22 protein-coding genes and 1 pseudogene are annotated in these 23941 nt (G+C 58.2%); 4 read left to right on the top strand and 19 right to left on the bottom strand.

Going from position 1 to position 23941, the window contains the following annotated elements; translation table 11 throughout:
* Positions 1–235: 235 nt before the first annotated feature.
* The 5 genes from pheT to ACED87_RS01395 all read right to left on the bottom strand — a co-directional run bounded on the left by pheT (position 236) and on the right by ACED87_RS01395 (position 6130).
* Positions 236–2788, bottom strand: a complete 2553-nt coding sequence (gene pheT, locus ACED87_RS01415; protein WP_449081871.1) for a phenylalanine--tRNA ligase subunit beta — start codon at positions 2786–2788, stop codon at positions 236–238.
* Between the two features lie 3 nt (positions 2789–2791).
* Positions 2792–3919: a phenylalanine--tRNA ligase subunit alpha gene (gene pheS, locus ACED87_RS01410; protein ID WP_449081869.1), complete on the bottom strand. Its 1128-nt coding sequence runs from the start codon at positions 3917–3919 to the stop codon at positions 2792–2794.
* A gap of 208 nt (positions 3920–4127) precedes the next feature.
* A complete protein-coding gene (locus ACED87_RS01405) occupies positions 4128–4652 on the bottom strand; it encodes a hypothetical protein (protein WP_449081867.1) in 525 nt (174 codons plus the stop codon).
* 102 nt (positions 4653–4754) lie between these two features.
* On the bottom strand, positions 4755–5195 hold the full coding sequence (locus ACED87_RS01400) for a (deoxy)nucleoside triphosphate pyrophosphohydrolase (protein WP_449089500.1): 441 nt from the start codon (positions 5193–5195) through the stop codon (positions 4755–4757).
* Positions 5195–6130 (bottom strand): TrmH family RNA methyltransferase, encoded by a 936-nt coding sequence (locus ACED87_RS01395; protein ID WP_449081863.1) that lies wholly within the window; start codon positions 6128–6130, stop codon positions 5195–5197. Before ACED87_RS01395 ends, ACED87_RS01400 begins: the two co-directional genes overlap by 1 nt.
* Positions 6131–6295: 165 nt before the next feature.
* Here ACED87_RS01395 and ACED87_RS01390 point away from each other — a divergent pair, with 165 nt between their 5' ends.
* Complete coding sequence (locus ACED87_RS01390; RefSeq protein WP_449081861.1) at positions 6296–6961, top strand: NAD(P)H-dependent oxidoreductase; 666 nt, start codon at positions 6296–6298, stop codon at positions 6959–6961.
* A 287-nt stretch (positions 6962–7248) separates the two neighbouring features.
* Here the strand turns inward: ACED87_RS01390 and rplT are convergent, their stop codons facing one another.
* The 3 genes from rplT to infC all read right to left on the bottom strand — a co-directional run bounded on the left by rplT (position 7249) and on the right by infC (position 8889).
* A complete protein-coding gene (gene rplT / locus ACED87_RS01385; RefSeq protein WP_449081859.1) occupies positions 7249–7632 on the bottom strand; it encodes a 50S ribosomal protein L20 in 384 nt (127 codons plus the stop codon).
* Between the two features lie 123 nt (positions 7633–7755).
* Positions 7756–7950: a 50S ribosomal protein L35 gene (gene rpmI / locus ACED87_RS01380; RefSeq protein ID WP_135011425.1), complete on the bottom strand. Its 195-nt coding sequence runs from the start codon at positions 7948–7950 to the stop codon at positions 7756–7758.
* A gap of 204 nt (positions 7951–8154) precedes the next feature.
* The gene (infC, locus tag ACED87_RS01375) at positions 8155–8889 is read right to left on the bottom strand and encodes a translation initiation factor IF-3 (RefSeq protein WP_449089499.1); all 735 of its coding nucleotides are present in this window, start codon (positions 8887–8889) and stop codon (positions 8155–8157) included.
* A 389-nt stretch (positions 8890–9278) separates the two neighbouring features.
* Between infC and ACED87_RS01370 the strand changes: the two genes are divergently transcribed.
* Entirely contained in the window at positions 9279–9596 is a 318-nt protein-coding gene (locus tag ACED87_RS01370; protein WP_449089509.1) for a DUF1844 domain-containing protein, read from the top strand.
* On the opposite strand, the gene ACED87_RS01365 is transcribed toward ACED87_RS01370, so the two are convergent.
* The 6 genes from ACED87_RS01365 to ACED87_RS01340 all read right to left on the bottom strand — a co-directional run bounded on the left by ACED87_RS01365 (position 9593) and on the right by ACED87_RS01340 (position 14534).
* A complete protein-coding gene (locus tag ACED87_RS01365) occupies positions 9593–10513 on the bottom strand; it encodes an SseB family protein (protein WP_449089498.1) in 921 nt (306 codons plus the stop codon). The genes ACED87_RS01370 and ACED87_RS01365 overlap by 4 nt on opposite strands.
* Entirely contained in the window at positions 10513–11244 is a 732-nt protein-coding gene (gene priA / locus ACED87_RS01360) for a bifunctional 1-(5-phosphoribosyl)-5-((5-phosphoribosylamino)methylideneamino)imidazole-4-carboxamide isomerase/phosphoribosylanthranilate isomerase PriA (RefSeq protein ID WP_449081855.1), read from the bottom strand. Before priA ends, ACED87_RS01365 begins: the two co-directional genes overlap by 1 nt.
* A gap of 82 nt (positions 11245–11326) precedes the next feature.
* Positions 11327–12007 (bottom strand): imidazole glycerol phosphate synthase subunit HisH, encoded by a 681-nt coding sequence (gene hisH, locus ACED87_RS01355; protein ID WP_449081853.1) that lies wholly within the window; start codon positions 12005–12007, stop codon positions 11327–11329.
* Complete coding sequence (hisB, locus tag ACED87_RS01350; RefSeq protein WP_449089497.1) at positions 12007–12639, bottom strand: imidazoleglycerol-phosphate dehydratase HisB; 633 nt, start codon at positions 12637–12639, stop codon at positions 12007–12009. Before hisB ends, hisH begins: the two co-directional genes overlap by 1 nt.
* Positions 12640–12674: 35 nt before the next feature.
* Positions 12675–13805 carry a histidinol-phosphate transaminase gene (locus ACED87_RS01345; protein ID WP_449089496.1) on the bottom strand — a complete coding sequence of 377 codons (1131 nt, stop codon included), beginning with the start codon at positions 13803–13805 and terminating at the stop codon, positions 12675–12677.
* Positions 13806–13883: 78 nt separating this feature from the next.
* Positions 13884–14534, bottom strand: a complete 651-nt coding sequence (locus tag ACED87_RS01340; protein ID WP_449089495.1) for a LysM peptidoglycan-binding domain-containing protein — start codon at positions 14532–14534, stop codon at positions 13884–13886.
* 275 nt (positions 14535–14809) lie between these two features.
* Between ACED87_RS01340 and lexA the strand changes: the two are divergent.
* Positions 14810–15469 (top strand): annotated as a pseudogene (lexA, locus tag ACED87_RS01335) (transcriptional repressor LexA); the annotation flags it as partial.
* A gap of 82 nt (positions 15470–15551) precedes the next feature.
* On the opposite strand, the gene ACED87_RS01330 reads toward lexA, so the two are convergent.
* Positions 15552–17591: an ATP-dependent DNA helicase gene (locus ACED87_RS01330; protein ID WP_449089493.1), complete on the bottom strand. Its 2040-nt coding sequence runs from the start codon at positions 17589–17591 to the stop codon at positions 15552–15554.
* Positions 17588–19192, bottom strand: coding sequence for a GTPase HflX (gene hflX, locus ACED87_RS01325; protein ID WP_449081845.1), 1605 nt, complete (start codon positions 19190–19192; stop codon positions 17588–17590). The genes ACED87_RS01330 and hflX overlap by 4 nt, the downstream gene beginning before the upstream one ends.
* Before the next feature lie 87 nt (positions 19193–19279).
* On the opposite strand from hflX, the gene ACED87_RS01320 reads away from it, so the two are divergent.
* Positions 19280–19894, top strand: coding sequence for a class I SAM-dependent methyltransferase (locus tag ACED87_RS01320; protein WP_449089492.1), 615 nt, complete (start codon positions 19280–19282; stop codon positions 19892–19894).
* Here ACED87_RS01320 and dapF read toward each other — a convergent pair.
* The 3 genes from dapF to miaB are packed head-to-tail and all read right to left on the bottom strand — an operon-like array spanning position 19891 to position 23363.
* On the bottom strand, positions 19891–20847 hold the full coding sequence (gene dapF, locus ACED87_RS01315; protein ID WP_449089491.1) for a diaminopimelate epimerase: 957 nt from the start codon (positions 20845–20847) through the stop codon (positions 19891–19893). The two genes, ACED87_RS01320 and dapF, sit on opposite strands and share 4 nt — an antisense overlap.
* Positions 20848–20882: 35 nt before the next feature.
* The gene (gene miaA / locus ACED87_RS01310; protein WP_449089490.1) at positions 20883–21845 is read right to left on the bottom strand and encodes a tRNA (adenosine(37)-N6)-dimethylallyltransferase MiaA; all 963 of its coding nucleotides are present in this window, start codon (positions 21843–21845) and stop codon (positions 20883–20885) included.
* Positions 21846–21848: 3 nt separating this feature from the next.
* Positions 21849–23363: a tRNA (N6-isopentenyl adenosine(37)-C2)-methylthiotransferase MiaB gene (gene miaB, locus ACED87_RS01305; protein WP_449081838.1), complete on the bottom strand. Its 1515-nt coding sequence runs from the start codon at positions 23361–23363 to the stop codon at positions 21849–21851.
* Positions 23364–23941: the final 578 nt, after the last annotated feature.

Raw genomic sequence — 23941 nt, 5'->3', positions numbered from 1 at the left:
CTCCAGAGGTTGTGGGTGATTGCCTAGACAAGGCGGGAAGTCCATTCTACCGTGTCAGACCCAAAAAAATTGGCCAGCCCTCTCAAGGCCCAGCCTTTTCCAGGCCCTCTCTAAGAAAACGTCCCCTCCCCCACCTCAACCTCAGCCGAATCACCCCCTGCTAAGACATATGAGCCCGGCGGACGCGCATCCGCCGGGCTCATTCCCACTTAGCTATTACCAGGCTTTAATGCCTCTAAGCACGCTGAACCGCGCCGAAACGCTCGGCGGCCAGGGCCACACCAGCCTCACGAACCTCAGAGGCCTCATCGGCGGTGAGGGTGCGGTCAGTTGCACGGAAACGCAAGGCAAAGGCTAGAGACTTCTTGCCCTCTTCAATGCCGATGCCGCGGTAGTCATCAAAGACGCGGACGTCCTCAAGCAGCTGGCCCGCGCCCTCTACCAGGGCGGCAGCAAGATCCGCGGCAGGAACCTTAGCATCAACAACCAGGGCAACGTCCTGGTTAGCAGCCGGGTAGCCAGAAATACCGGTAGCCTGCACAGCCTCACCAGCCTGAGCAATCAGGGCAGTGAAGTTGAGCTCAAAGGCACTGGTGCGCTCAGGCAGATTCAGCTTAGCCAGGAGCTTGGGGTGTAGCTCACCGGCGTAGGCGATAACCTCACCGGCAGCGTCCTTCAACACGGCGGTGCGGCCAGGGTGGAAGGCCTGATGCTCACCATTTTCAACCGTGAGCTTCACGCCAGCAGCATCAGCAACCAACAGAACAGAATCTAGGGCATCGCGCCAGTCAAAGGCGCGAGCGCTCACACCCGGAGTTTCTTCATGCTCAGCACCAGCAAAAAGACCGGCAATGTGGCGGGGCTGCTCAGGGATGCCAGCATTCAGGTCAGCTAGTACCTCATCGGCAGGTTTGACGCCCAGGCCGGGAATGGAGGCTGAACCTAGCTGGGTGCCGGGGATAAAGACGGAGCCGGTCTCGTAGATGGCTAGGTTCTTGAATCCGCGGGAGAGGTTGCGGGAAAGAACGTCGGTCAAGCCCGGCAGTAGGGAGCGGCGCATCCAGCCCTGGGCGGATGAGATGGGGTTAACTAGGCGGATAGAGTCCACCTTCTCACCGGCGATAGGGCTTGCCCAGAGGTTGTTATCTTCATCAGAGACGAAGGGGTAGGCAAAGACCTCGGTCAAACCGGAGGCTGCCAGGGCGTTCAGGGCCCGGCGGCGCAAGGTCTGCTCGACAGTGTAGCCGCGCCCAGGAGGGGCCACAGGCAAGGTGGAGGGAATCAGGTCGTAGCCGACCAATCGGGCGACTTCCTCAGTCAGGTCTTCCTTAGCGCCCAGGTCGGTGCGCCAGGAGGGAACAGTGACCTCGTAGGAGCCCTCAGCTACCTCAACGCTGGCACCAATCTGTTCCAGGGAACCAACGATTTGCTCCTGGGTGTAGTCGATGCCGATACGGCCTGCGGTGTAGTCAGCGGGCAGGGAGATGACGGTGGGGGTAAAGCTGCCACCGGCGTCCGTTACGCCCTCATCGGCGCTGGCACCGGCTAGTTCAACCAGCAGGTCAACGGCGCGCTGGGCCGCAGCGGCCTGAATCTGGGGGTCAACACCACGCTCAAAACGCTTGGAGGCCTCAGATGAGAGCTTGTGGCGGCGGGCGGTGCGGGCGATAGAAACCTCATCGAAGCGGGCTGCTTCAATGACGATGCGGGTAGTTGAGTCAGTGACCTCAGTGGAGGCCCCACCCATCACACCAGCCAGGCCAATAGGGCCGGACTCATCGGTAATGAGCAGGTCTTCGGTGTTGAGCTCGCGTTCCTTCTCATCCAGGGTGGTGAGCTTCTCGCCAGCCTCTGCCCGGCGCACGGTGATGCCACCTGCCAGCTTATCTGCATCATAGAAGTGCAGGGGCTGGCCGGTCTCAAGCATGACGTAGTTAGAGATATCAACCGGCAAGGAGACGGAGCGGACGCCCGCCAGGCGCAGGCGGGAGGACATCCAGGTGGGCACAGGGGCGGTTGCGTCCACGCCACTGACCGAGCGGGCCACAAAGCGGGTGGCCCCGTCCTTACCGTGGATGGGGGCTGAGTCGGTGAGGGTGACGGGCACACCAGAGTCGTTGGCAGCAGGTGCCTTAGCGGCCAGATCAAGAACAAAGTCCTCGAAATCGTTGCCGGTGGCGTGGCAGTACTCGCGGGCGATACCACGAATGGAGAAGCCGTAACCACGATCAGGGGTCACGTTGACCTCAGCTGCCTCATCATAGAGGCCGAGTAGCTCCATGGCATCGGTGCCAACCTCAGGGTCAAGCCCCAGGGTGGAGAGCACCAGAATACCGCCCTGGTCTTCACCGATACCTAGCTCCTTGACGGAGGCAATCATACCGGCTGACTTATGACCGTAGGTCTTGCGGGCGGTGATAGCGAAACCGCCAGGCAGCACAGCACCGGGCAGGGTCACTACAACCTTGTCCCCAGGCTTGAAGTTGTGGGCGCCGCAGATAATGCCCTGCACACCGGACTCTTCAATGCCCTTACCGGTCAGGGTCTGCTGCTGGCCCTCAGGCACAACGCGCACCTGGCACCAGTTAACGGTTTTACCGTTGGAATGGGTTTCAGGCTCCATGGAGAGCACCTGGCCCACCACGATGGGGCCGGTTAGCTCGTCGGTGGGGCGGTGAACGTCTTCTTCTTCAAGGCCAACCTTTACCAGGGTTGCCATGACATCTTCGGCGCTTGCGTCGGCCGGGACGGGTGCGTATTCACGCAGCCAGGAAAGGGGTACGCGCATGGGTTAGATCTCCATCTTGAACTGCTGTGAGAAACGGACGTCGCCTTCAATCATGTCGCGCATATCTTGGACGCCGTTGCGGAACATGAGGGTACGTTCGATGCCCATACCAAAAGCGAAACCTGAGTAAACTTCGGGGTCAACACCGGCTGCTCGTAGCACGTTGGGGTTGACCATACCGCAGCCACCCCACTCGATCCAGCGGGGGCCGCCCTTAGCGTCCGGGTGCCAGACATCTAGCTCGGCAGAAGGCTCAGTGAAGGGGAAGTAGTTGGGGCGCAGGCGAATCTTGGCTTCTTCGCCGAACATGGCACGGGCCATGTGCTCTAGGGTGCCTTTAAGGTCAGCCATGGTCAGGCCCTTATCAACCGCCAGGCCCTCAATCTGGTGGAAGACCGGGGTATGGGTGGCATCGAGCTCATCGGTGCGGTAGACCTGGCCGGGGCAGACCACGTAGAGGGGCACATCGCGGGAAAGCAAGGAACGCATCTGCACCGGTGAGGTGTGGGTGCGGAGCATCAGGTGGGCGCTGGTGGGCTCCACAAAGAAAGTGTCTTGCAGTTCACGCGCCGGATGGTCAGGCTTGAAGTTCAGTGAGTCGAAGTTGTACCACTCTGATTCGAGTTCGGGGCCGTCTGCAATCTCCCAGCCCATACCCACGAAGATATCGCACATCTGTTCCTGTAGGACGCTGATGGGGTGGCGCCCGCCGATGCGGCGGCGAGGAGTGTGGGCGGTGACGTCCACTGCTTCTTCAACTAGGATGCGGGCATCGCGCTCTTCTTCCAGCTGGGCGTTGCGTGCTTCAAGGGCCTTGGTCAGGCGTCCGCGCGCCTGGCCCATGAGCTTACCGACCTCAGCCTTGTGCTCCTTGCGCAAATCGCGCATCTGCTTATTGGCTAGGGTGAAGCTGGCCTTATCGCCGGTGAAGTCCAGGCGCACGCGCTTGAGCTCTTCAAAGTCAGCGGTTTTCTCAGCGATTTCCTTCTGGGCGCGCTCAAATTCGGCGGTGAAGGCCTCGCGGACGGTTTCAAGACCGTTCTCGGGGTCTTTTTCTAGAATGGCGCGAATGTTAGCCAGCACCTGGAAGGGTGTGGGGTTCTCAGGCACCTCGGGCAAAGAATCAGTCATGTGCACTTCTCTTCACATTGTGGGCGTAACGGGCGCTGATGCGCGCCCATGGCATCAAGACACTAGTTTAGTGCAAATGCGCGGTAGGTGCTGGCCTTGTCTACCTTGTGAGCTCCGCGGACTCGCTACCCAGGCTCCACAATCTTTTTACAAGAATGGGCCCTCTGGCTTTTGCCGGAGGGCCCATTGGGGTTGTAGTCGCTAGCGATTAGCGCAGGATGGAAGATACTGACTTGTTAGAGACGACGACAATCCAGACAATGGCCAGCACAATCCACAGCAGGTAAGCCACTACCAGGATGGGGGCGAAGACCAAAGAACCAATGAGGAGCCAGATAGCGCCGATAATACCGATAGCGGCAAAGATGTAGCCAAGGATACGGCCGGCCTTCTTGTACTTAGCCATCAGGCCGTAGACCAGGGCAAAGAGACCCAGACCAATGAGCGTACTTACTACGCTCAGCAGGGGGTTCTTTTCAACAACAACCTGCTCACCATAAACATCAATGACCTCGGGGGTGAAGAAGTAGTTCAGCAACTGGGTCAGGAGATAGACGACAGCAGTAGCTAAAAGAACTGCCTGTGAGCGGCTGTGCTTCTGTTCAGCGTCAGGAGCTACAGGCTGCTGGCCGTACCCGGTGTTGTCGAAACCAGGCTGGACGTTAGGGCTTACGGGTGCACCTTGAGCGTTGACAGGTGCCTGGTATTCATTGGGGTTAGGTGACTGAGTCATCTTCTATGCCTTTCAAAAATAAAAAGTGTGCATACTAATTCTACCGCTTAGACGTAGCCTGACCTACCCCTTTTCAGCAGAGAGAGAATATTTACCCCAAAATTACGCGCGGACGCCCGCCAAGATCTCCTCCACAATAGGAAAATCAGCAGGAATCCAGGGCAGCTCCAACGCTGTGGCATCAAGCGGAACCCAGCGCAACTCAGAATGATCTTGCAAGGCGGTGGCACGTCCGTCCGCAATTTCTGCAAACCAAACCCGCATAGCCGCCTTCTCGTTCAGCACCCAGCCCTGGGGGTGAGGGCCGGTGATTTCAACACCGAGCCTAGCAATAATGCCGAGTTCTTCACGAAGCTCGCGCAGCAAGGCATCCTCACAAGCTTCACCGGGCTCAACCTTGCCACCAGGAAACTCCCAGAGGCCCGCCAGCGCAGGCGGAGCAGAACGCTGGCCCACCAACAGGCGGGTAGGGGCAGCCAAGGAATCAACAATAGCTGCCCCAACCACCTGCACCGGGTACACAGCAGCGGCGCCCTCCCCCACTAGTCGCCCTTACGGTTCTGAGCCAAAGAGGAAGCGAAGAGACACACACCAGCAGCCATACCAACATTCAACGACTCAGCAGCCCCACGCAAAGGAACAGCCACACGCAAAGAAGCAGCAGCCTTCTCTTCATCATTTAGACCCGCAGCCTCATTCCCAAAGAGCCACATGGTGGGCTTAGCCAGGTCATACTTAACCTTCTTGCGAGGCTCAACACCGTTACGCAAGGCAAAAGCGGCATCCTGCAAGTCATCAAGAGAAACACGGCCATAGCCATCCGCCGCAAGCACACCAATGCCCTGGGCCTTGGCGTCCTCAGCAAAATCTTCAAGATCAATACCCTGGATCACGGGCACATGGAAGAGAGAACCGGCGGTAGATCGCACAGCCTTAGGGTTATAAAGATCCACAGACCCCTTGGTGGTAACAATCAAGTCAGCACCGGCAGCGTCCGCCGCACGCAGAATAGTGCCAGCATTACCCGGATCCTGCACACGGGTAAGCACAGCAATAAGCTTAGGGTTAATAGCGCCCTCACCCCAAATATCAGAGGGGGCAATATCATTCTGGAAAGCAACAGCAACAATACCCTGAGGGCTAACAGACTCAGCCATCGCCGCAAGCACCGGCTCGGTGACCATACGCATGAAGACCTTACGCCCAGCCTCCGGGGTGGGGCTGCCATAGACCTCTTCAAGCAGGTCAGCAATATCAGGGTGCCGCTCAAAAGCACGCTCAGTAATGTAAACAGCATCAAGCAAGGGCTTAACCTGGTGAGCCTTAAGAGCTTCGCGGACGGCCTGCGGCCCCTCCACCAGGAAATGCCCAGTCTTAGTGCGGGCTGCCCGAGTGGCAAGCTTGGCAATATCTTTAACACGGTCTGCCTGAGGGTTTTCCATGATGACGGGGGTGCTGAGGCGTTCTTTGAAATCCATAGGCTCTATTGTCTCACGGCTAGGTTTATCTCATACCACCGAACCACCCCGCGCCTGCCCTAAGCAGTGAACGAATCAACCATATGCCTACCCAGGCAAGGAATAAAACCGATACCCTGTTTATTGAGCAACAAGCCATACCCCCAACAATTCAAGGAACATCCCATGCAGAACCAAAACATTAAGCAGCTCGTCCTTGACGCAGCCCACCGCCGCCGCGCCATCAAGTTCTTCGACCCCGAGAAGAAAATCAGCAAGGACGACATCAACTACATTCTCGAAGTCGCCCGCCTCTCCCCCAGCTCCGTCGGCGCACAAGGCTGGCGCTTCGTCGTCCTGCAAAACCCCGAAATTCGTGAAGCCCTCAAGCCCTTCAGCTGGGGTGCAGCCCGCCAACTAGACGGGGCAAGCCACTTCATCCTGCTCCTTGCCAAGCGCAACATGCAGCACGATGGCCCCCACATGCAAGGCTCCCTAGCCTCCCGAAATCTCACCCCGGAGGCCCACGCCAAGGCCCTCGAAACCTACAAAACCTTCCAACTAGACGACATGGGCCTCACCACCGACCGCGCCCTCTTCGACTGGTCCGCCAAACAAACCTACATCGCCCTGGGCAACATGATGAGCGCAGCCGCCCTCATCGGCCTCGACTCCTGCCCCATCGAAGGGTTCAACCCAGAGAAAGCCAACGCACTCCTAGCCGAGCACGGCATCATTGACCCCGCCACCGAAGGCATCGTTACCATGCTGGCCCTGGGCTACCGCGCCGAAGAACTACCCTGGCCCCAGACCCGCAAACCCGCCGAAGAGGTCATCACCTGGGTGGAGTAACCAGTTCCCTTGGAACTTCAAGGAGCGACGATAAGCCCACCCGGTCGCCGTCCGCCCACCGAACTCTCACTGTGCCCACTATAGGCGCAGACACCGCGAGAGTCTGGTGGACGTTCACTGTGCGCCCAGCCCCGCTCCTCCCGTCCGACGCCCCAACCCGACGCTCCAGCCCAGTAAGACCACAACAAAAAGGACGCAGCCTCCCGCTCCCCTGCCCAGCGGCAGGAAAGTGGGAGGCGGCGTCCGCACCCCAACAGTTAGTTAGGGAAAGACAGACCTAAAAGAGCTTAGGCAGCCTTGGGAGCTGAAGTGTCCTCAGGCAGGTTGTTCTTAGCGATTTCAACCAGAGCTGAGAAAGCAGCAGGCTCGTTAACAGCCAGCTCAGCCAGCATACGACGGTCAACCTCAACCTCAGCAGCCTTCAGGCCCTGGATGAAGCGGTTGTAAGTCAGGCCCTCAGCGCGTGCAGCTGCGTTGATGCGCTGAATCCACAGGCGACGGAAGTCACCCTTCTTCTTACGACGGTGGTCGTAGCTGTAAACCAGTGAGTGAATGACCTGTTCTTTAGCCTTACGGTAAAGGCGTGAACGCTGGCCACGGTAGCCTGATGCACGATCAAGGATTACTCGGCGCTTCTTGTGCGCGTTAACCGCGCGCTTCACACGTGCCACGTGTGTCTCCTAACGTCTATGTCCTACCCAGCTTCACAAAATTCTAAGCGCTGGTGCAGGAGAGAAAATATCTACTTTTGGTGCGCCCTCATCACGAGGGCGAAGCTTCAAGAGAAAGTGAGCTTACTTGCCCAGCATCTTCTTGATGACCTTAGCCTGGCCGCCGGTTACAATCTGGTCAGAAGCCAGACGACGGGTCAGACGGGAGGACTTGTGCTCCAGGTAGTGGCGGCGGTTGGCCTGCTGGCGCTTAACCTTGCCAGTACCGGTGAGCTTGAAGCGCTTCTTAGCACCAGAGTGGGTCTTCTGCTTCGGCATGAGCCGATTCTCCTTACGTTCTACCCTCACCCCGGTTGCGGGGAAAGGAACTGAAAAACTCAACAACCCCACAGATGCGGGGAAGTTTTAAGGGTGTTCTGCCCGCCCACCGACGTCCTTACTTTTCAGTAAGAACAGCGGCAGAGCGAACGACGACCAAGCACGAAACCCTACACGAGCCCGCGCCTGGTGTCTAAACAGCTCCTATTCGGCTGACGCCTGTGCCTTAAGTTCCGCAGGCATTGCATCTGCCAGGGAATTAGTCACAGGGGTTGCCTCAGTGGTGTTGACGCGTTCGCGACCCTTGCGGCCACCTGACTTCTGGCTTTCACGGCGGGCCTCCTGCTTACCGCGCAGCGGAGCAAGAACCATCACCATGTTACGGCCATCAACACGGGGGTTGGACTCTACAGTACCAACCTCGGTGAGGTCGTTTGCCATGCGTTCAAGCAGACGCACACCCATCTCGGGGCGCTGCTGTTCACGACCACGGAACTGAATCATAGCCTTGACCTTGTCACCGCCGGAAAGGAAACGACGTGCGTGCCCTACCTTGGTTTCGTAGTCATGGGTGTCAATTTTGAGGCGGAAACGGATTTCCTTCAAAGAAGCATTAACCTGCTTCTTTCGAGATTCACGTGCCTTGACTGCGGCTTCATACTTGTACTTACCGAAGTCCATAAGCTTGCACACAGGCGGCTTAGCGTTAGGAGCAACCTCAACCAGGTCGAGGTCAGATTCCTGAGCAAGACGCAGTGCATCTTCTACGCGGACAATACCGACCTGTTCACCGCCGGGGCCGACGAGTCGAACTTCCGGGACGCGAATGCGGTCGTTGATGCGTGGATCGCTAATGACAAAGCTCCTGTTGCTTGTGGCGGGGTGTCCCCCGTGAATTTCTGTGGGGGTTGAAAAAAGCCCCCGGTTGCGGCTTGGCAAGCGGAGGCTTCAGTTACCTACCCAGAACAAGGGGGCAGGCACGCCAACATACGGCGCAGCTTTCCCTCTCGTCTCCCTTACGGAAGCCTGGGTGCTGACCCGGTCGCCAAAACTAGCAACATCGGGTGGGAATATAAGTTCCACTTGCAAACAGCATTTAACATTACTGGATAAGGCGCGCAAATACAAGGGTTTCACCCCTCTTTCTCAGAGGCGGACGCCAGGAGCCAGGGTAACTGTGACGAGTAATTCACACTGGGTAGGGTTGATGTGAGATTCTAGTAAACATGAGTAAGGAAACCAGCTACCGTTTTGAAGAACCCTCCCACCAGAGCAAGCAGCTACCCGATGGTGTAACTGCTGAAGAGGTTGAAGAAATCAACTCCCAGATGCGAGATATTGCCGAGGTCCCTGCGGTTGAGGTAATCACCACCGCCGCTGTTCACCTTATGAGCGCCGCCGCCGTCAAATGCGGGCTAGCAGCCGAAGAGAACGCCGACGAACTCAAAGATCTCGATGAAGCCCGCAAACTCATCACCGCCCTGGCAGGTTTCGTCACCGCCTCCGCCCCAGAAATCGGCTCACAACACGCAGCTCCCCTACGCGATGGGCTACGCTCCTTACAGTTAGCCTTCCGCGAGGCCTCCCCCTACCCGGATGCCCCCGGCAAGGGCCCCGGCGAAAAATTCACCGGCCCAGTATTCTAAGCCGACGCTAAAGCAATCTGCACAGAATCAACCTGCTCAGCAACCACCCGGTTAAGGGCAAGCCCCTCCTGAAAAGTACGCACAGTCTGGTTAACCTGCTCCTGCGTGAGGCCAGGGCGAAGAGTGAGCATAATTTTCAGCTCCGGCCCGTGACCGCCCCCTGCCAGCAGGCGTCCGCCCGCAGTCTGCGAATAGACGCCGCTGCCGGGGGCTGCCTCAACCGCCACCACCGCAGATATAGGCGCAGCAATGTTCCTCAATTCCTGAGCAACCTGAGGGTTACGGTAAGAAGGCACCCAGGGCTCACCCTTAGCAATCGCCCAAAAGGCCGGGCGGCGCACTACAAAGGTTAGATTGGCCCCAGGGTCCACCACAATAAGCTGGTTCTCATCTTCCACAGCAGACAGGGCAGTTTTACGCATATCTGCGGCAACCGGGCGGGCCATATCATGCCACCTAGTGAGCGCATCTACATGAGTGAAAACAGGCAGGGCACGGCGCCCGTCCGGTGCCTGAATACTCACCAAAGCCATCTCTGACTCTTTATCTGAGACCAAACCCTGCTCAGTAATCTCAGCCTGAGACAACTGGGCAACCACAGGGGCAAAAATACGCACAGAGCGCAGAGCATCAACCACAGCTACTTCATCAACCTCACCCGCTGCAAAAGCCTCAAAGGCTCTCAGCAAGGCAGGGTCAGTAGTACCATCATCGCCAGGGAACTGGTGGGTATGGCTAGTGCCCTCCCCCAGGTTGCGCCCCTCCCAAGGCTGACCGCCCGTATCATTTTTTTGGCCAGCGGACGCCAACTGGGCAGCAATATGGGCAGGCACCTGGCGGCGTGGTGCACTGGGGTTACCAGGGTGACCGTGCCCATGAGTATGAGCCCGGTGCACCCGGTCAGAAAAATCTGCCACTAGGGACGGCCTGCAACATCTAGGGCCTGAGCCAAGGTGAACTGGCCAGCGTAAAGAGCCTTACCGGTAATAGCACCCTCAACACCATAAGGCACCATGGTCCGCAAAGCCGCAATATCATCTAGGGTAGCGATGCCGCCAGAGGCAACCACCGGCTTATCGGTGCGCTCAGCAACCTTGCGCAGCAGTTCCAGGTTGGGGCCCTGCAAGGTGCCGTCCTTGGTTACGTCAGTGACAACGTAGCGGGCGCAGCCGTCCTCATTCAGGCGGTCAAGTACCTCCCAGAGGTTGCCGCCTTCCTTAGTCCAGCCGCGGGCAGCCAGTACGTCACCGCGCACATCCAGGCCAACAGCAATAATGTCGCCGTGCTCGGCGATGACTTTACGGGTCCACTCGGGGTTTTCTAGGGCGGCAGTTCCTAGGTTAATGCGGGCAGGGTTAAGGGAGAGAGCCCGCTCTAGTGACTCGTCGTCGCGAATACCGCCAGACATTTCAATCTTGATGGTGAGCTCCTGGGCCACCTCGGTGAGAATGTCGATGTTATCGCCTCGGCCAAAGGCAGCATCCAGATCAACCAGGTGCAACCATTCAGCACCGGCATTCTGCCACTCTAGGGCTGCTTCAACGGGGGAACCGTAGTTGGTTTCTGAGCCAGCTTCGCCCTGGACCAGGCGCACGGCCTGGCCGTTAGCTACATCAACTGCCGGTAGCAGTTCGAGGCGGTCAGTCATTGTTATCTCCTTGGAAGTTGTGGAAGTAAAAATCTAGATTGAAAGTAATGGGTAGCAGGCCAGAAGTTTCAGCCCATACACCCTACTGGGCCTGGCCCAAACGCCCGGTAATCGGAAGGGAAGTAATCCAGTTCTTAAGCAGGCGGATACCGGCTTCGCCAGACTTTTCAGGGTGGAACTGGGTTGCGCTCAAGGGCCCATTTTCAACTGCGGCAATGAAGTCACCACCATGGTTAGCCCAGGTGACCTGGGGCGGGAGCATAGCCTCGTTATTCTGGTCAAAAGCCCACTCTTGCACCCCATAGGAGTGCACAAAGTAGAAGCGCTCATTCTCGATACCGGCAAAGAGCTGTGACCCTTCAGGGGCGCGCACAGTATTCCAGCCCATGTGCGGTACGACCTCAGCTTTGAGCTTTTCAACGGTGCCGGGCCACTCGCCCAGGCCATCAGTCTCAACACCGTGTTCTACACCTTTTTCGAACATGACTTGTAAGCCCACGCAAATACCAAGCACGGGGCGTCCACCAGCAACACGTCTGCCGATCATGCGGATAGCGTCTGCTTCTTTTAGCCCGTCCATGACGGCCTTAAAAGCACCCACACCGGGTACGACCAGACCGTCAGCTCCCAGCACATCTGATTCCTTGCGGGAGAGCACTACCTGCGCCCCTGCTTCTTCAAGGGCGCGGACGGCTGAGCGCACGTTCCCTGCCCCATAGTCCAGAACCGTGACGGTAGGCTTCTGCCCTGTAGCCTCGCTCATTAGAGGGCTCCCTTGGTTGAGGGAATACCGGAGTGGCGGGGGTCTGGCTCAACGGCCTGGCGGAGGGCACGGGCCAGGGCCTTGAACTGGGCCTCAGCGATATGGTGGGGGTCGCGCCCGCCCTCTAGGGTGATGTGCAGGCAGATTCCGGAGTGGTAGGCGAAGGCCTCAAAGACGTGACGCACCATTGAGCCGGTGAAGTGGCCACCAATCAGGTGGTATTCGAAGCCTTCAGGCTCCCCGGTGTGCACCAGGTAGGGGCGGCCAGAAATATCGACCACAGCAGAGGCCAGCGCCTCATCCAGGGGCACGGTGGCAGTGCCAAAGCGGCGGATACCTGCCTTATCACCTAGTGCCTGGCGGAGCACCTCACCTAGCACGATGCCGGTATCTTCAACAGTGTGGTGCACATCGATATGTGTATCGCCGGTGCACTTGATGGTCATATCAATCAGGGAGTGCTTTGAGAGGGCGGTGAGCATGTGATCGTAGAAGGGGACACCGGTATCGATCTCTGATACGCCGGTACCATCGAGGTTGATTTCGACGCTCACGGATGACTCACTGGTCACCCGTTCCATCTTTGCAATACGGGGGCCAAGGCCGGTGGATGATTCAGTAGATACTGCCATGTCTGTCTCTTTTTCTGAGGGGTTTTGCCGGGGTTCTATAGGGATGTCTCTGGCGTGTAACGCTCGTAGGTCTGTATATAGTCGGTGAGGTGTTCTAAGAAAGCGCTGGTTTCTGTTTCGGTTCCAGCGGTCACACGCAGGTAACCGGCGATACCGTTATCTCGAATAAGGACGCCACGCTCTAGCAGGTAGTTCCAGGCCGCTTTTTCGTCTTTGAGCCCACCAAAGAAGACGAAGTTGGAATCTGATATGGCCGGTTCTAAGCCCAGGCCGGTGAGGTGCTCTACGATACGGTCACGCTGGGCGCGGATATCGTCTACGTTAGCTAGTAGCTGGGTGCGGTGGCGCAGAGCGGCAACCGCTGTTGCCTGGGTGACGGCAGAGAGGTGGTAGGGCAGGCGAACCAGGCGAACGGCGTCCGCAACGGCAGGATTAGCAGCAAAATAGCCCAGGCGGGCACCTGCCAGGGCGAAGGCCTTGCTCATGGTGCGGGTAACAACCAGGTTGGGGCGGCCAGGTAGCAGGGTCAGGGCGTTCTGGGTGCGGTCTTGGGCGAATTCGGCGTAGGCTTCATCGACCACAACAATACCGTTGTAGGCTGCTACTGCATCGTAGACAGCTTCAATCACATCCAAGCCCAGGCCTGTGCCGGTGGGGTTATTGGGTGAGCAGAGAATGACGATGGAGGGCGTATGTTCGGTGACCTGTTGAACTGCTGATTCCGCGCTCAGTGAGTAATCGGCGGCACGAGTACCGGCGATAAAAGCGGTATTGGTACCATCTGCCAGCAGGGGATACATGGAATAGGTAGGCACAAAACTCATCACCGAACGGCCAGGGCCACCGAAGACCTGCATCAGCTGCTGAAGGATCTCGTTAGACCCGTTCGCAGCCCAGATGTTTTCAGGGGTCAGGCCATGCCCTAGATAGTCGGCCAGTTCTGCTCTGAGGGTATCGAATTCGCGATCGGGGTAGCGGTTCAGGGTTGCAGCGGCCTGGGCTACATCACGGGTGATGGCGTCGATAACTTCTTGCGGCATAGGGTGGGTGTTCTCGTTAACATTTAGGGTTACCGGAACATCAATCATGGGCGCGCCATAGGGCGAACGGCCCCGCAAATCATCGCGCAGAGGCAGGGCTTGGAGTGCTGTGGTATTTTCTGTCACTCCCCTAGTGTACCGACCTAGGCCTTGCCCTGCATTCTTTTGCACCACCTGGCACATAGGCTCACCCCCTTATCACCCTTATCGCCCCTGGTGATAGAGAGGAACTTCAAGGGTCTGGCCAGGTACCAGCTGGGCGCTGGTGAGATCGTTAATCTTCATGATGCGGGTGATGACGTCGCGGTTATCTTCTTCTGGTGCCACATCTGCGGCAATCGTCCAGAGAGTATCCCCGTGCACCACAGTGACTGTACGGCTCACCGGCGTCACCGAATCGGCAGTAGCGCTCTTAGCCTCCCCCGGCGCAAGCAGGGTTAGGGCACCCAGAACAACCAGGGCCAGCATTGTAAGAAGTGGTAGGCCTCTAAACACTAGACGGCCGCGGCGGGTGAGGCGAATCTTCTGATATTTTACGCCCTTTGTGTGACCTGGCCCTGCAAAGCCCCGTGGCGCCGTGGCCACCGCAGGCTTCTGAGCCAGGGCAGAAGAGGTAGATAAAGAAGATTGGTCTCGTGAAGCAGTCTCAGGTGCAGGGCGGGTAGGTGCGGGGTGTGCAGGTACGCGGTGCGCAGGGGTGGGCGATGCAAAACGAATACGGTATTGAGGTTGTCGCAGAGCTCCGGCTGAGGCTACGGGCTGAGCCCCCTGGCTAATGGTAAAAGTAGCAGCCTGATCAAGGGGCTTCTTCAAAGAAGTACGAGCCATAAACTCGGGCAAGGCGATGGTGCTCATAAGTCTTTCTCCTGATTCACGCTCAAACATTCAACCGAAAGTCGAATGTTTGTTCTAAGATTTCTTCGTATCTATGTTCTATCAGAAAAATCGAACATAGTCGAGAAAAATTAGAACAAATGTTTGAATAAGCTGTTGGCTTGGCATAGTCTTAGAAGACCACTTGATAGTGAACACCGGGTGGCTGACATTTTAAGAACCAACAGAGACGAGATACCGTGAGCGAACGAACTGCGCAGACTCCGGCAAGCCCGCCCCACAAGGGCTCTCGCCCCCTCACTGCCCGCCAGAAAAAAATTTTGGACGCCATCTCCAACGCTATCGAGGTGCACGGCTACCCGCCATCCATGCGTGAAATTGGTGACATCGTTGGTTTAGCTTCACTCTCATCAGTCACACACCAGCTCTCCCGTCTAGAAGAGATGGGCTATATCAGACGCGACTCCAAGCGCCCCCGCGCTATCGAAATTCTCAGCGGTGAACCTTCACCTGAAGAAGCCAAGCCAGAGACCAACGTCATCACCCTACCGATTGTGCCCACCTTCGCACAGACTGATGACAACCTTGCAACAGTCCCCTTGGTGGGTCGAATCGCAGCAGGTTCCCCCATCGCCGCTGAGCAGGCTATCGAAGATGTGATGACCCTCCCCCGCCAGCTAGTAGGTCAAGGCGACCTCTTCATGCTGCGGGTCAAGGGTGATTCTATGGTCGATGCTGCAATCTGCGACGGTGACTGGGTAGTAGTACGTGCCCAGAACACCGCACACAACGGTGATATTGTCGCTGCCTTACTCGATGACGAAGCCACCGTCAAAACCTTCCGTCAGCGAGACGGGCACACCTGGCTGCTGCCCCAGAACACCCAGTACGAGCCCATTTTGGGTGATAAGTCCACCATCATGGGCAAGGTCGTCTCTGTTCTGCGCAGTCTATAAACAGACCTGTTTATCACCAGGGCTACCTATCAACGGCCCAAACTATAAACGGCATGGCAGCTTGGCAGGGCAAACCCCTCTACTACTGGCCAATAGACTGCTTCAGGCGTTCTAGAGCCCCGAGCACGACGTCCTTACGCGTGGTCGTCCAAAAAGGCGGCAGAGACTTCACCAGGTAAGAACCATACCGCTGGGTGGCAATCCGTGAATCGAGCACCGCCACAACTCCCCTATCACCCACCGACCGCACCAGGCGCCCCGCACCCTGAGCCATCCGCACCGCAGCATGGTAGGCAGAAACAGCCATAAACCCATTACCACCAGCGGACGCCACAGCACGGGCCCGTGCCTGCGATAAAGGATCATCGGGGCGAGGGAAAGGAATACGGTCCATCATCACCAGTCGGCAGGAATCACCGGGAACATCCACGCCCTGCCAGAGGCTCATGGTGCCAAAAAGGCAAGAGTCAGTATCGTCCGTGAACTCCTTGACCAGGGCACGCAAAGAAGACTCACCCTGCAAAAGAATATTCATATCAGTACGTTCCCGCACATACTCAGCAGCCAGCTCAGCACCGCGCTTAGAAGAGAAAAGCCCCAGGGCACCACCACCGGAGGCAGTGACAAGTTCAACGATACGATCAAGCTGCTCTACCGACACGCCCCGCCCAGGCTTAGGCAGATCAGAGGCCAGGTAGAGCACACCCTGCTTGGGGTAGTTAAAGGGTGAGCCAACGTCAATGCCGTCCCAGCGGGGGGCCTCCTTACCCATCAGCCCCAGAGCACCAGCAGCAGCGTCAAAGCTCTCCCCCACCGTCAGTGTGGCAGAGGTCAGCACAACGGTGCGGTTCTCAAAAAGCCCCTCACGCAGGTGACCAGCTACAGAAATAGGGGCAATGTTCAAGGTTGCGGGGTCATCATCAGCAGCGGCCACATACCCCTTACCAGGCTCCCAAGAACCCGTACGAGACACCCAAATCACCTGGTAGAGGGGGTCAGCTGTCAACATTTTCTCGGATGTTTCGTGCACCTCAGTCAAGGCGGCACGAGCCATCTGGCGGCCGGCGTCCCCGTCCTTATCCCCGCTCTTAGTATCAGTGAGAGCCTGACGGGCAGCATCACGCACCCGCTCCATGGCGGCAGCCACCCGGTCAGGCAGGCCCTTAGGCATCATCTCAGCGGGAACCCCGTTAAGTGAATCATCTAGCGCCAGCGCCGCCTGCTCCAGGGCCTTATGGTCCGCATCTGTGTGCCGTCTAAGGCTGCGGGCAACCTTGGTAATAGCGGCCGGTGAGAGGGCTCCAGTGACCGCACCAGTCACCCGGTCTGCTAGTTCGTGGGCCTCATCAATAATGGCGATATCGTGGTCAGGCAGCACCGCAGCACCCTCAAAGGCGTTAATAGCCAGAAGGGCGTGGTTAGTGATAACGATGTCGGACTCTGCTGCCCGGGCCCGAGCCATTTCGCTGAAACATTCTTCAACCAGAGGGCACTTTTTACCCAAACACTCTGAGGCGGTCACTGCAACCTGCCGCCAGGCGCGGTCACTTACACCGGGTAAAAGTTCATCACGGTCACCGGTATCAGTGGTTTGAGCCCAGGCGCGCAGGCGGACGACTTCCTCCCCCAGTTTTCCGGCAGGGCCGGTGGCACCTGTGCTTGGGTCCATATCGAAGAGGGCGTCGCCGTCCTCCTCAGGGTAGCCGCCTTCGAGTTTGTGCAGGCAGACATAGTTGTTGCGGCCTTTGAGGATAGCCACATCGGTTTCGTGTTCAGGCTCATCGCCCAAGGATTCAAGCAGACGCGGAATATCGCGGTTAACAATCTGAGATTGGAGGGCCAGAGTCGCAGTTGCCACCACGATAGGTTTCTCTGCTGTTTGGGCAGCATGAATGGCAGGTACCAGGTAGCCCAGGGATTTCCCGGTTCCGGTGCCTGCTTGAACCAGCAGGTGCTTGCCGGTATCTAGGGAGCGGGCCACATGAGCTGCCATGGTGCGCTGGCCGTCGCGTCTTTGGCCCCCGGAGCGTTCTACTACGGTATCGAGCAGGTGTAGGACGGGCTGGGCACCGGGCAGGGTTTCTAGCTCCTGCCCGGTGGGTGCGGTGACGTGGTCGTTCATGCGCGCTGGGTTTCGACCGCCCCTGCGGCGATAGCGTCATCAATTTCAGGTTGCAGCACTTCCAGCAGGTCACCTTCAATAACGTACTCAGATAAATCAGAGGCCACTTCTTCACGGACTAGGGCCTGCACATAGGTGCCATCTTGCACAAAAGCGGTCCGCAGAATTTCAGCGTCCCATTCGTGCAGGCGGGAGACAACGCCCCCGGCGGAGAAAGGCACCAGCAGGTGAAGTTCGATAGAGGGGCGAGGAATGGTGTCAGCAATTTTTTGCTTCAGTTCCTCAATGCCCTCACCGGTTCGAGCTGATACCACCACATGGTTGGGCTCCTTCTGGCGCAGACGCTCAATGACGAAGGGGTCAGCGGCATCAGCCTTGTTGAGCACAATGATTTCGGGGATATTCTGGGCATCAACCTCGGTGATGACCTGGCGTACCGAATGGATCTGCCCCTCCGGGTCAGGGTGGGAGACATCGACCACGTGCACAATCACATCTGCATCGGCGACTTCTTCCAGGGTGGAGCGGAAGGCCTCAACGAGCTGGGTGGGCAGGGCGCGCACAAAACCAACGGTGTCTGAGAGGGTGTAGCCCACGCCGTCCGGAGTTTGGGCCTTACGCACGGTGGGGTCAAGGGTAGCGAAGAGGGCGTTCTCAACGAGCACACCGGCGTCCGTCAGACGATTGAGCAGGGAAGACTTACCGGCGTTAGTATAACCGGCAATAGCCACCGAGGGCACCCGGTTACGCTTACGGTTAAGACGCTTAGTTTCACGGGCAGGGGCCATAGCAGCGATCTCTCGCTTAAGCTTAGCCATACGGGAGCGAAGGCGGCGGCGATCCATTTCGATCTTGGTTTCACCAGGGCCACGAGAACCAATACCCTCACCACCTGCGGCACGGCCACCAGCCTGACGGGACAGAGAGGCACCCCAACCGCGCAGACGCGGCAGCATGTATTCAAGCTGGGCCAGCTCAACCTGGGCCTTACCTTCACGCGATTTAGCGTGCTGGGCGAAAATATCGAGAATCAGGGCGGTACGGTCAATAACCTTGACCTTGACAATATCTTCAATGGCGCGGCGCTGGGAGGGAGCCAGCTCGGCATCCACAATCACGGTATCAGCCCCGGTAGCCTCAACAATGTCTTTAAGTTCCAGCACCTTACCGGAACCTAAGTAGGTGCCAGGGTCGGGCTTGAGACGACGCTGCACCAGGCCATCAAGCACCTCAGAACCGGCGGTCTCAGCCAGTGCAGCCAGTTCACGCAGGGAGTTCTCGGCTTCTTCCAGGGTGCCTTCTGACCAGACACCGGCCAGGACTACGCGTTCTAGGCGGAGCTGGCGGTATTCAACTTCGGTGACGTCATCGAGTTCGGTTGATAGGCCCGCTACACGGCGTAGGGCCCGGCGTTCTTCAAGGTCAACCTGGTCGCCGTCGTATTCAGAATGTTCACGTTGGTTATTAGAGAGTTCGCGGGCCCGCTCATCGAGCACGCTACCGTTGCTCTGTGCCCGCCCCAGCACGCGGTCTACCGTCAGCCTGAGCTGTTCATCTGAGGGAAGTTTAGGGTCATTGCTGGGGGTTGAAGTCTCGGTCATAGTACCTTTCGAGGTGGTTTAAAGCGTCCTTCTATTCTAGCTTTTCTAGGGCGGTATGGGCAGGGGCTTAGCGTAGAATGAACGTCTATGAGTAGTGCGCACTATTTTTCTGAGAACCCTACCGGCGATTTTTCTCCTCAGCCGGTGACCGTTGAGCTAGGCGGACGCCGGGTGCAGGTGCTCACCGCCCCCGGTATTTTTAGCCCGGGTGGGGTTGATAAAGGAACCCGCATTCTTCTTGATGAGGCCCCTGCCCCGCAGGGGGCGCGCATGCTCGATATCGGGTGTGGCTGGGGCCCAATTACCCTGACCTTGGCCATGGCAGCGCCCCAGGCTCAAATCTACGGGGTTGAGGTCAATTCCCGGTCAGCCCAGCTCACCAGAATGAACGCTGAGCGCCTGGGCCTAACCAACGTGACGGTCACTGCACCCGATGCGTTAGATGAGTCCCTCACCTTTGACACTATCTGGTCCAACCCGCCCATTCGTGTGGGTAAGGATGTACTCCACAGCATTATGCGCACCTGGCTCCCCCGTCTGGCCCCCGGTGGCAGTGCCTACCTGGTGGTGCAAAAGAATCTGGGCTCAGATTCCTTACAGAAGTGGCTAGCTGAAACCTTCCCCGCCCTTGTGGTAGCCCGTTACGCTACCTCAAAGGGCTTCCGTATCCTCCAGGTGCACCGGCCAGATCTAGCCGTCTAACCTAGCAGTACTTTGCCGGTCATAGCGGCAGGCCCAGCCAGCACCACATGTTCCAGGTCATCAGGGCCTAGCACGAAAGTAACGGCCAAGGTGCCGCCAGGTACGCGCACCAGCCATTCATCGGGGGCCTCGTCTCCACCCCAGAAGCGGGTAGCAGCAGCCGCCGCACAGGCACCGGTACCGCAAGAGAGAGTCTCCCCCACACCGCGCTCGTGTACGCGCATGCGGATCAAACCAATATTTTCGGTGGCAGGGTCACCATCTTCTGCTGAAATTTCTTCTGGCACAACGAACTCCACGTTGGTGCCCTCAGGCGGGTTAGGTGAAACCTTAGGGGCCTCGTGCAGGTTCAGCCCATCGAGCTTACCGTCTGTACCCAGCATGACCACCGTGTGAGGGTTGCCCATGGTGATAGACAGGGCCCCGCGGGGGGTGCGCAGGCCCTTGGCGGTGACCTGGGCGTCCGTACCGTTATCGCGTGCCATATCCCCATTGATGAAACCCCAGGGGCCCATGTCGATAGCGTAGCCGTCCTCAGTGCGGCCAACAGCCTTAATGCCAGCACGGGTGGCAATCAGCAGGCGCCCGCCCTCTTCAAGCTCAACCAGTTTTTCGGCCAGCAGGTAGTCAACGAAGGCGCGCACCCCGTTGCCGCACATCTCGGCAATAGAACCATCACCGTTACGGTAGTCCATGAACCAGACAGCCTCAGGGGCTTCTTCTAGCAGGTGAGAGGCAAAGTCCAGATGCTCGGTCTTGACCGCCCGGATAAAGCCATCAGCGCCAATACCAAAGTGGCGGTCAGTGACCTTAGCAATAAGCTCTGCCGGTAGATCAAGACTACCTTGAGGGTCAGTGACGAAGATGAAATCATTGCCGGTCGCCTGCCCCTTGGTCAGGGTCTTGCCGGTCAAATCGCCCCAGACGGGGGTTTCTACGGTGTGGGTTGCCACGGGTTTTGCCTTTCGGTTGTAGGCGCTTTTCTTCTTTAGTTTAATGCCTGATAGTCCGCAACGATGGCCAAAGCCTCATCACGCAGGGTAGGGCTGGACCAATCCAACCAGTGCACCCGCTCATCTGCCCTGAACCAGGTGAGCTGGCGGCGGGCAAACTGGCGGGTAGCAGTAACAGTATCTTCAACCGCCTGAGCCACAGAATAATCCTCCCCAGCCGGCAGAGCGCCGCGGGCAGCGTCCAAAACCTTAAGGAACTCCCGGTAGCCAATAGCGGCCGGGGCAGTCTTACCCTGACGCAGCCCCTGAGCCTCCAGAGCCTGAACCTCAGCCAGCAGCCCGGCCTCTTCCATAGCAAGAACCCGCTCATGCAACCGCTGATGCAACTGGGCACGATCCCCATTCAAACCAATCTGCAGAGCCGGCTGACAATAGGTGCGGGTAGGCATAAAGGATGAGAAAGGGCGGCCTGTCACCTCAAAAACCTCTAAGGCACGCACCAGACGGCGGTCATCCTTAACCCGGTCAGCTGATACGGGATCAACCTGGCCTAGCCGCTCCAGCAGGGGGCCGGGGCCAGAGCCCGCCAGCTCAGCCTCCAGGCGGGCCCGCACCGCCGGATCAGTCTCAGGGAAATCCAAAACATCCAGGGCAGCCCGCACATAAAGACCAGAACCACCCACCAGAATCGGGTAGTGCCCGCGAGCGCGAATCTCATCAAAAACCTGCCGGGCCTGAGCCTGGAAGGTTGCCACCGAAGCCTCTTCGGTCACATCGAGAATATCGAGCAGGTGGTGGGGCACCCCCTGCATTTCTTGATGGGTGACCTTGGCGGTGCCGATATCCATGCCCCGGTAAAACTGCATGGAATCAGCATTGACGCATTCTCCGCCCAGGGCCTGGGCCAGTTCGATAGCGAGGGCGCTTTTGCCTGAGCCGGTGGGGCCCACTACGGCGATAATGGGTAGGGAGTTGTTGCCGGCGTCCTTTCCTGTCATGGGTTAGCGGGCGGGCTTGAAGGTGGGGAAGCCTAGAGAAACGGGGCTGCCGGGCACCTGGGTGGTGCCGGTTCCGCAGGAGTCGGCCTGGGCGCGGTCCCAGGCGTCACCTGCGCGGGAGCGGCGCACCGAATACTGGTCGGCTGTGGGGTCAGAAATCAGGTGGAAGGAACCTGCCTCGGTGATGGGCAGGGTCACCAGGTCGCCGGGGCGGGGTGTCTGGCAGCCTTCCGGCACGGTGAAGTGCACCAGACGCTGGTCACGGGTCCGCCCAGAAAGACGGCCAGTTTCTTCTGCCTTACGGCCGGACTCAGCGGTGACCATCAGCTCAACAGTCTTGCCCAGCTGCTTGCGGTTCTCTTCCCCGGCGATGCGGTCTTGCAAGGCGGTCAGACGCTCATAGCGTTCTTGTACCACCGCCTTGGGCACCTGGTTGGGCATGGTGGCAGCCGGGGTTCCGGGGCGAATGGAGTACTGGAAGGTAAAGGCAGAGGAGAATCGGGCTTCTTCTACCACGCGCAGAGTCTCTTGGAAGTCCTCTTCGGTCTCGCCGGGGAAACCCACAATAATATCGGTGGTGATCATAGCCTCAGGGATGCGCTCACGCACCTTCTCCAAGATGCCCAAGAATTTCTTGGAACGGTAGGAGCGCTTCATGTCTTTGAGCACCTTATCGGAGCCAGATTGCAAGGGCATGTGCAGCACAGGCATGACGTTGGGGGTCTCGGCCATAGCGTCGATTACGTCGTCGGTAAACATGGCCGGGTGGGGGGAGGTGAAACGCACGCGCTCCAGCCCCTCAATTTCACCGCAGGCCCGCAGGAGTTTAGAGAAAGCCTGACGGTCGCCAAAGCCCACACCGTAGGAGTTGACGTTCTGGCCCAGTAGAGTCACCTCGATAGCGCCATCGTCAACCAGGGCCTGAACCTCAGCCAGGATCTCACCGGGGCGACGGTCTTCTTCCTTACCGCGCAGGGAGGGCACAATGCAGAAGGTGCAGGTGTTATTGCAGCCCACCGAGATAGAAACCCAGCCCGAGTACACGTGGTCGCGCTTGGTTGGCAAGGTGGAGGGGAAAACCTCAAGGGCTTCAAGCAGCTCTGCCTGGGCCTCGTTATTGTGACGGGCACGCTCCAGCAGGGCCGGCAGGGAACCAATATTGTGGGTACCGAAGACCACATCAACCCAGGGGGCCTTCTTTATAATGGCGTCCTGATCTTTCTGCGCCAGGCAGCCACCCACAGCAATCTGCATGCCCTCGTTTTCGCGCTTGAGAGGGGCGAGCTGGCCCAGGTTGCCGTAGAGCTTGTTATCGGCGTTCTCACGCACAGCGCAGGTGTTAAAAACAATGAGGTCGGGGGTGGTTCCTTCTTCTGCGGGCGCATAGCCTGAGGATTCAAGCAGACCGCTCATACGCTCAGAATCGTGGACGTTCATCTGGCAGCCGAAGGTACGCACCTCATAGGTGCGGGTCTTAGGTACAGCCACGGGCTTGTCGGTGTTCAGGTCAATACTCACCCGTACAGTCTACTAGGTTGATATTCTGGGCTCTATGCCGGTTCGCCCTTCTTCCTCATTCTTTGCATCACGTGCAGCCCAGGCTGCAAGTGCCTACTGCCCTAGCCCGGTGGAGCAGCCCGTAGATTCTCCCGCTTTTGTGCGTCTTCTGGCCGGGCTTTTGGGGCGGACGCCACACCCCGGCAGGCCCTGGAGACTTGGGTAGATACGCCCCAGCTCGCTTTCAGGGGCCTGCGCTTACTCGCAGAGAGGGAGGGGCACCGGCAGATAGCCCCGAACCCCTGCAGAAGTATGCAGGACGATACTCACTTAGCTGTAGCGATGGTAGCGGTGCAGGCAATAAGGGTAGAACAAAGCAATTGGAATGTGATTTCTCTTCCCAATCCCCCTTTTTAAGGGTGCATTGCACATCTGAGAACAATCTCAAACATCTACGACGTTCTGTTCGCCAGGTCAAAGGAGGCCAGCTAACAGAGCATGGACTAATCGATGAATAAGCTATGGTCCGATGAAGCATGGGCATAGTCGAAGGCACCGCCTCATCTACGAAGTAACCGAATATAAGAGGCGCAGTGTTC

The organism is Rothia sp. 32237D007AR (assembly GCF_053544675.1).
Note: the sequence above shows the minus strand (reverse complement) of the source record. Positions and strands in the feature narration are given on the sequence as shown.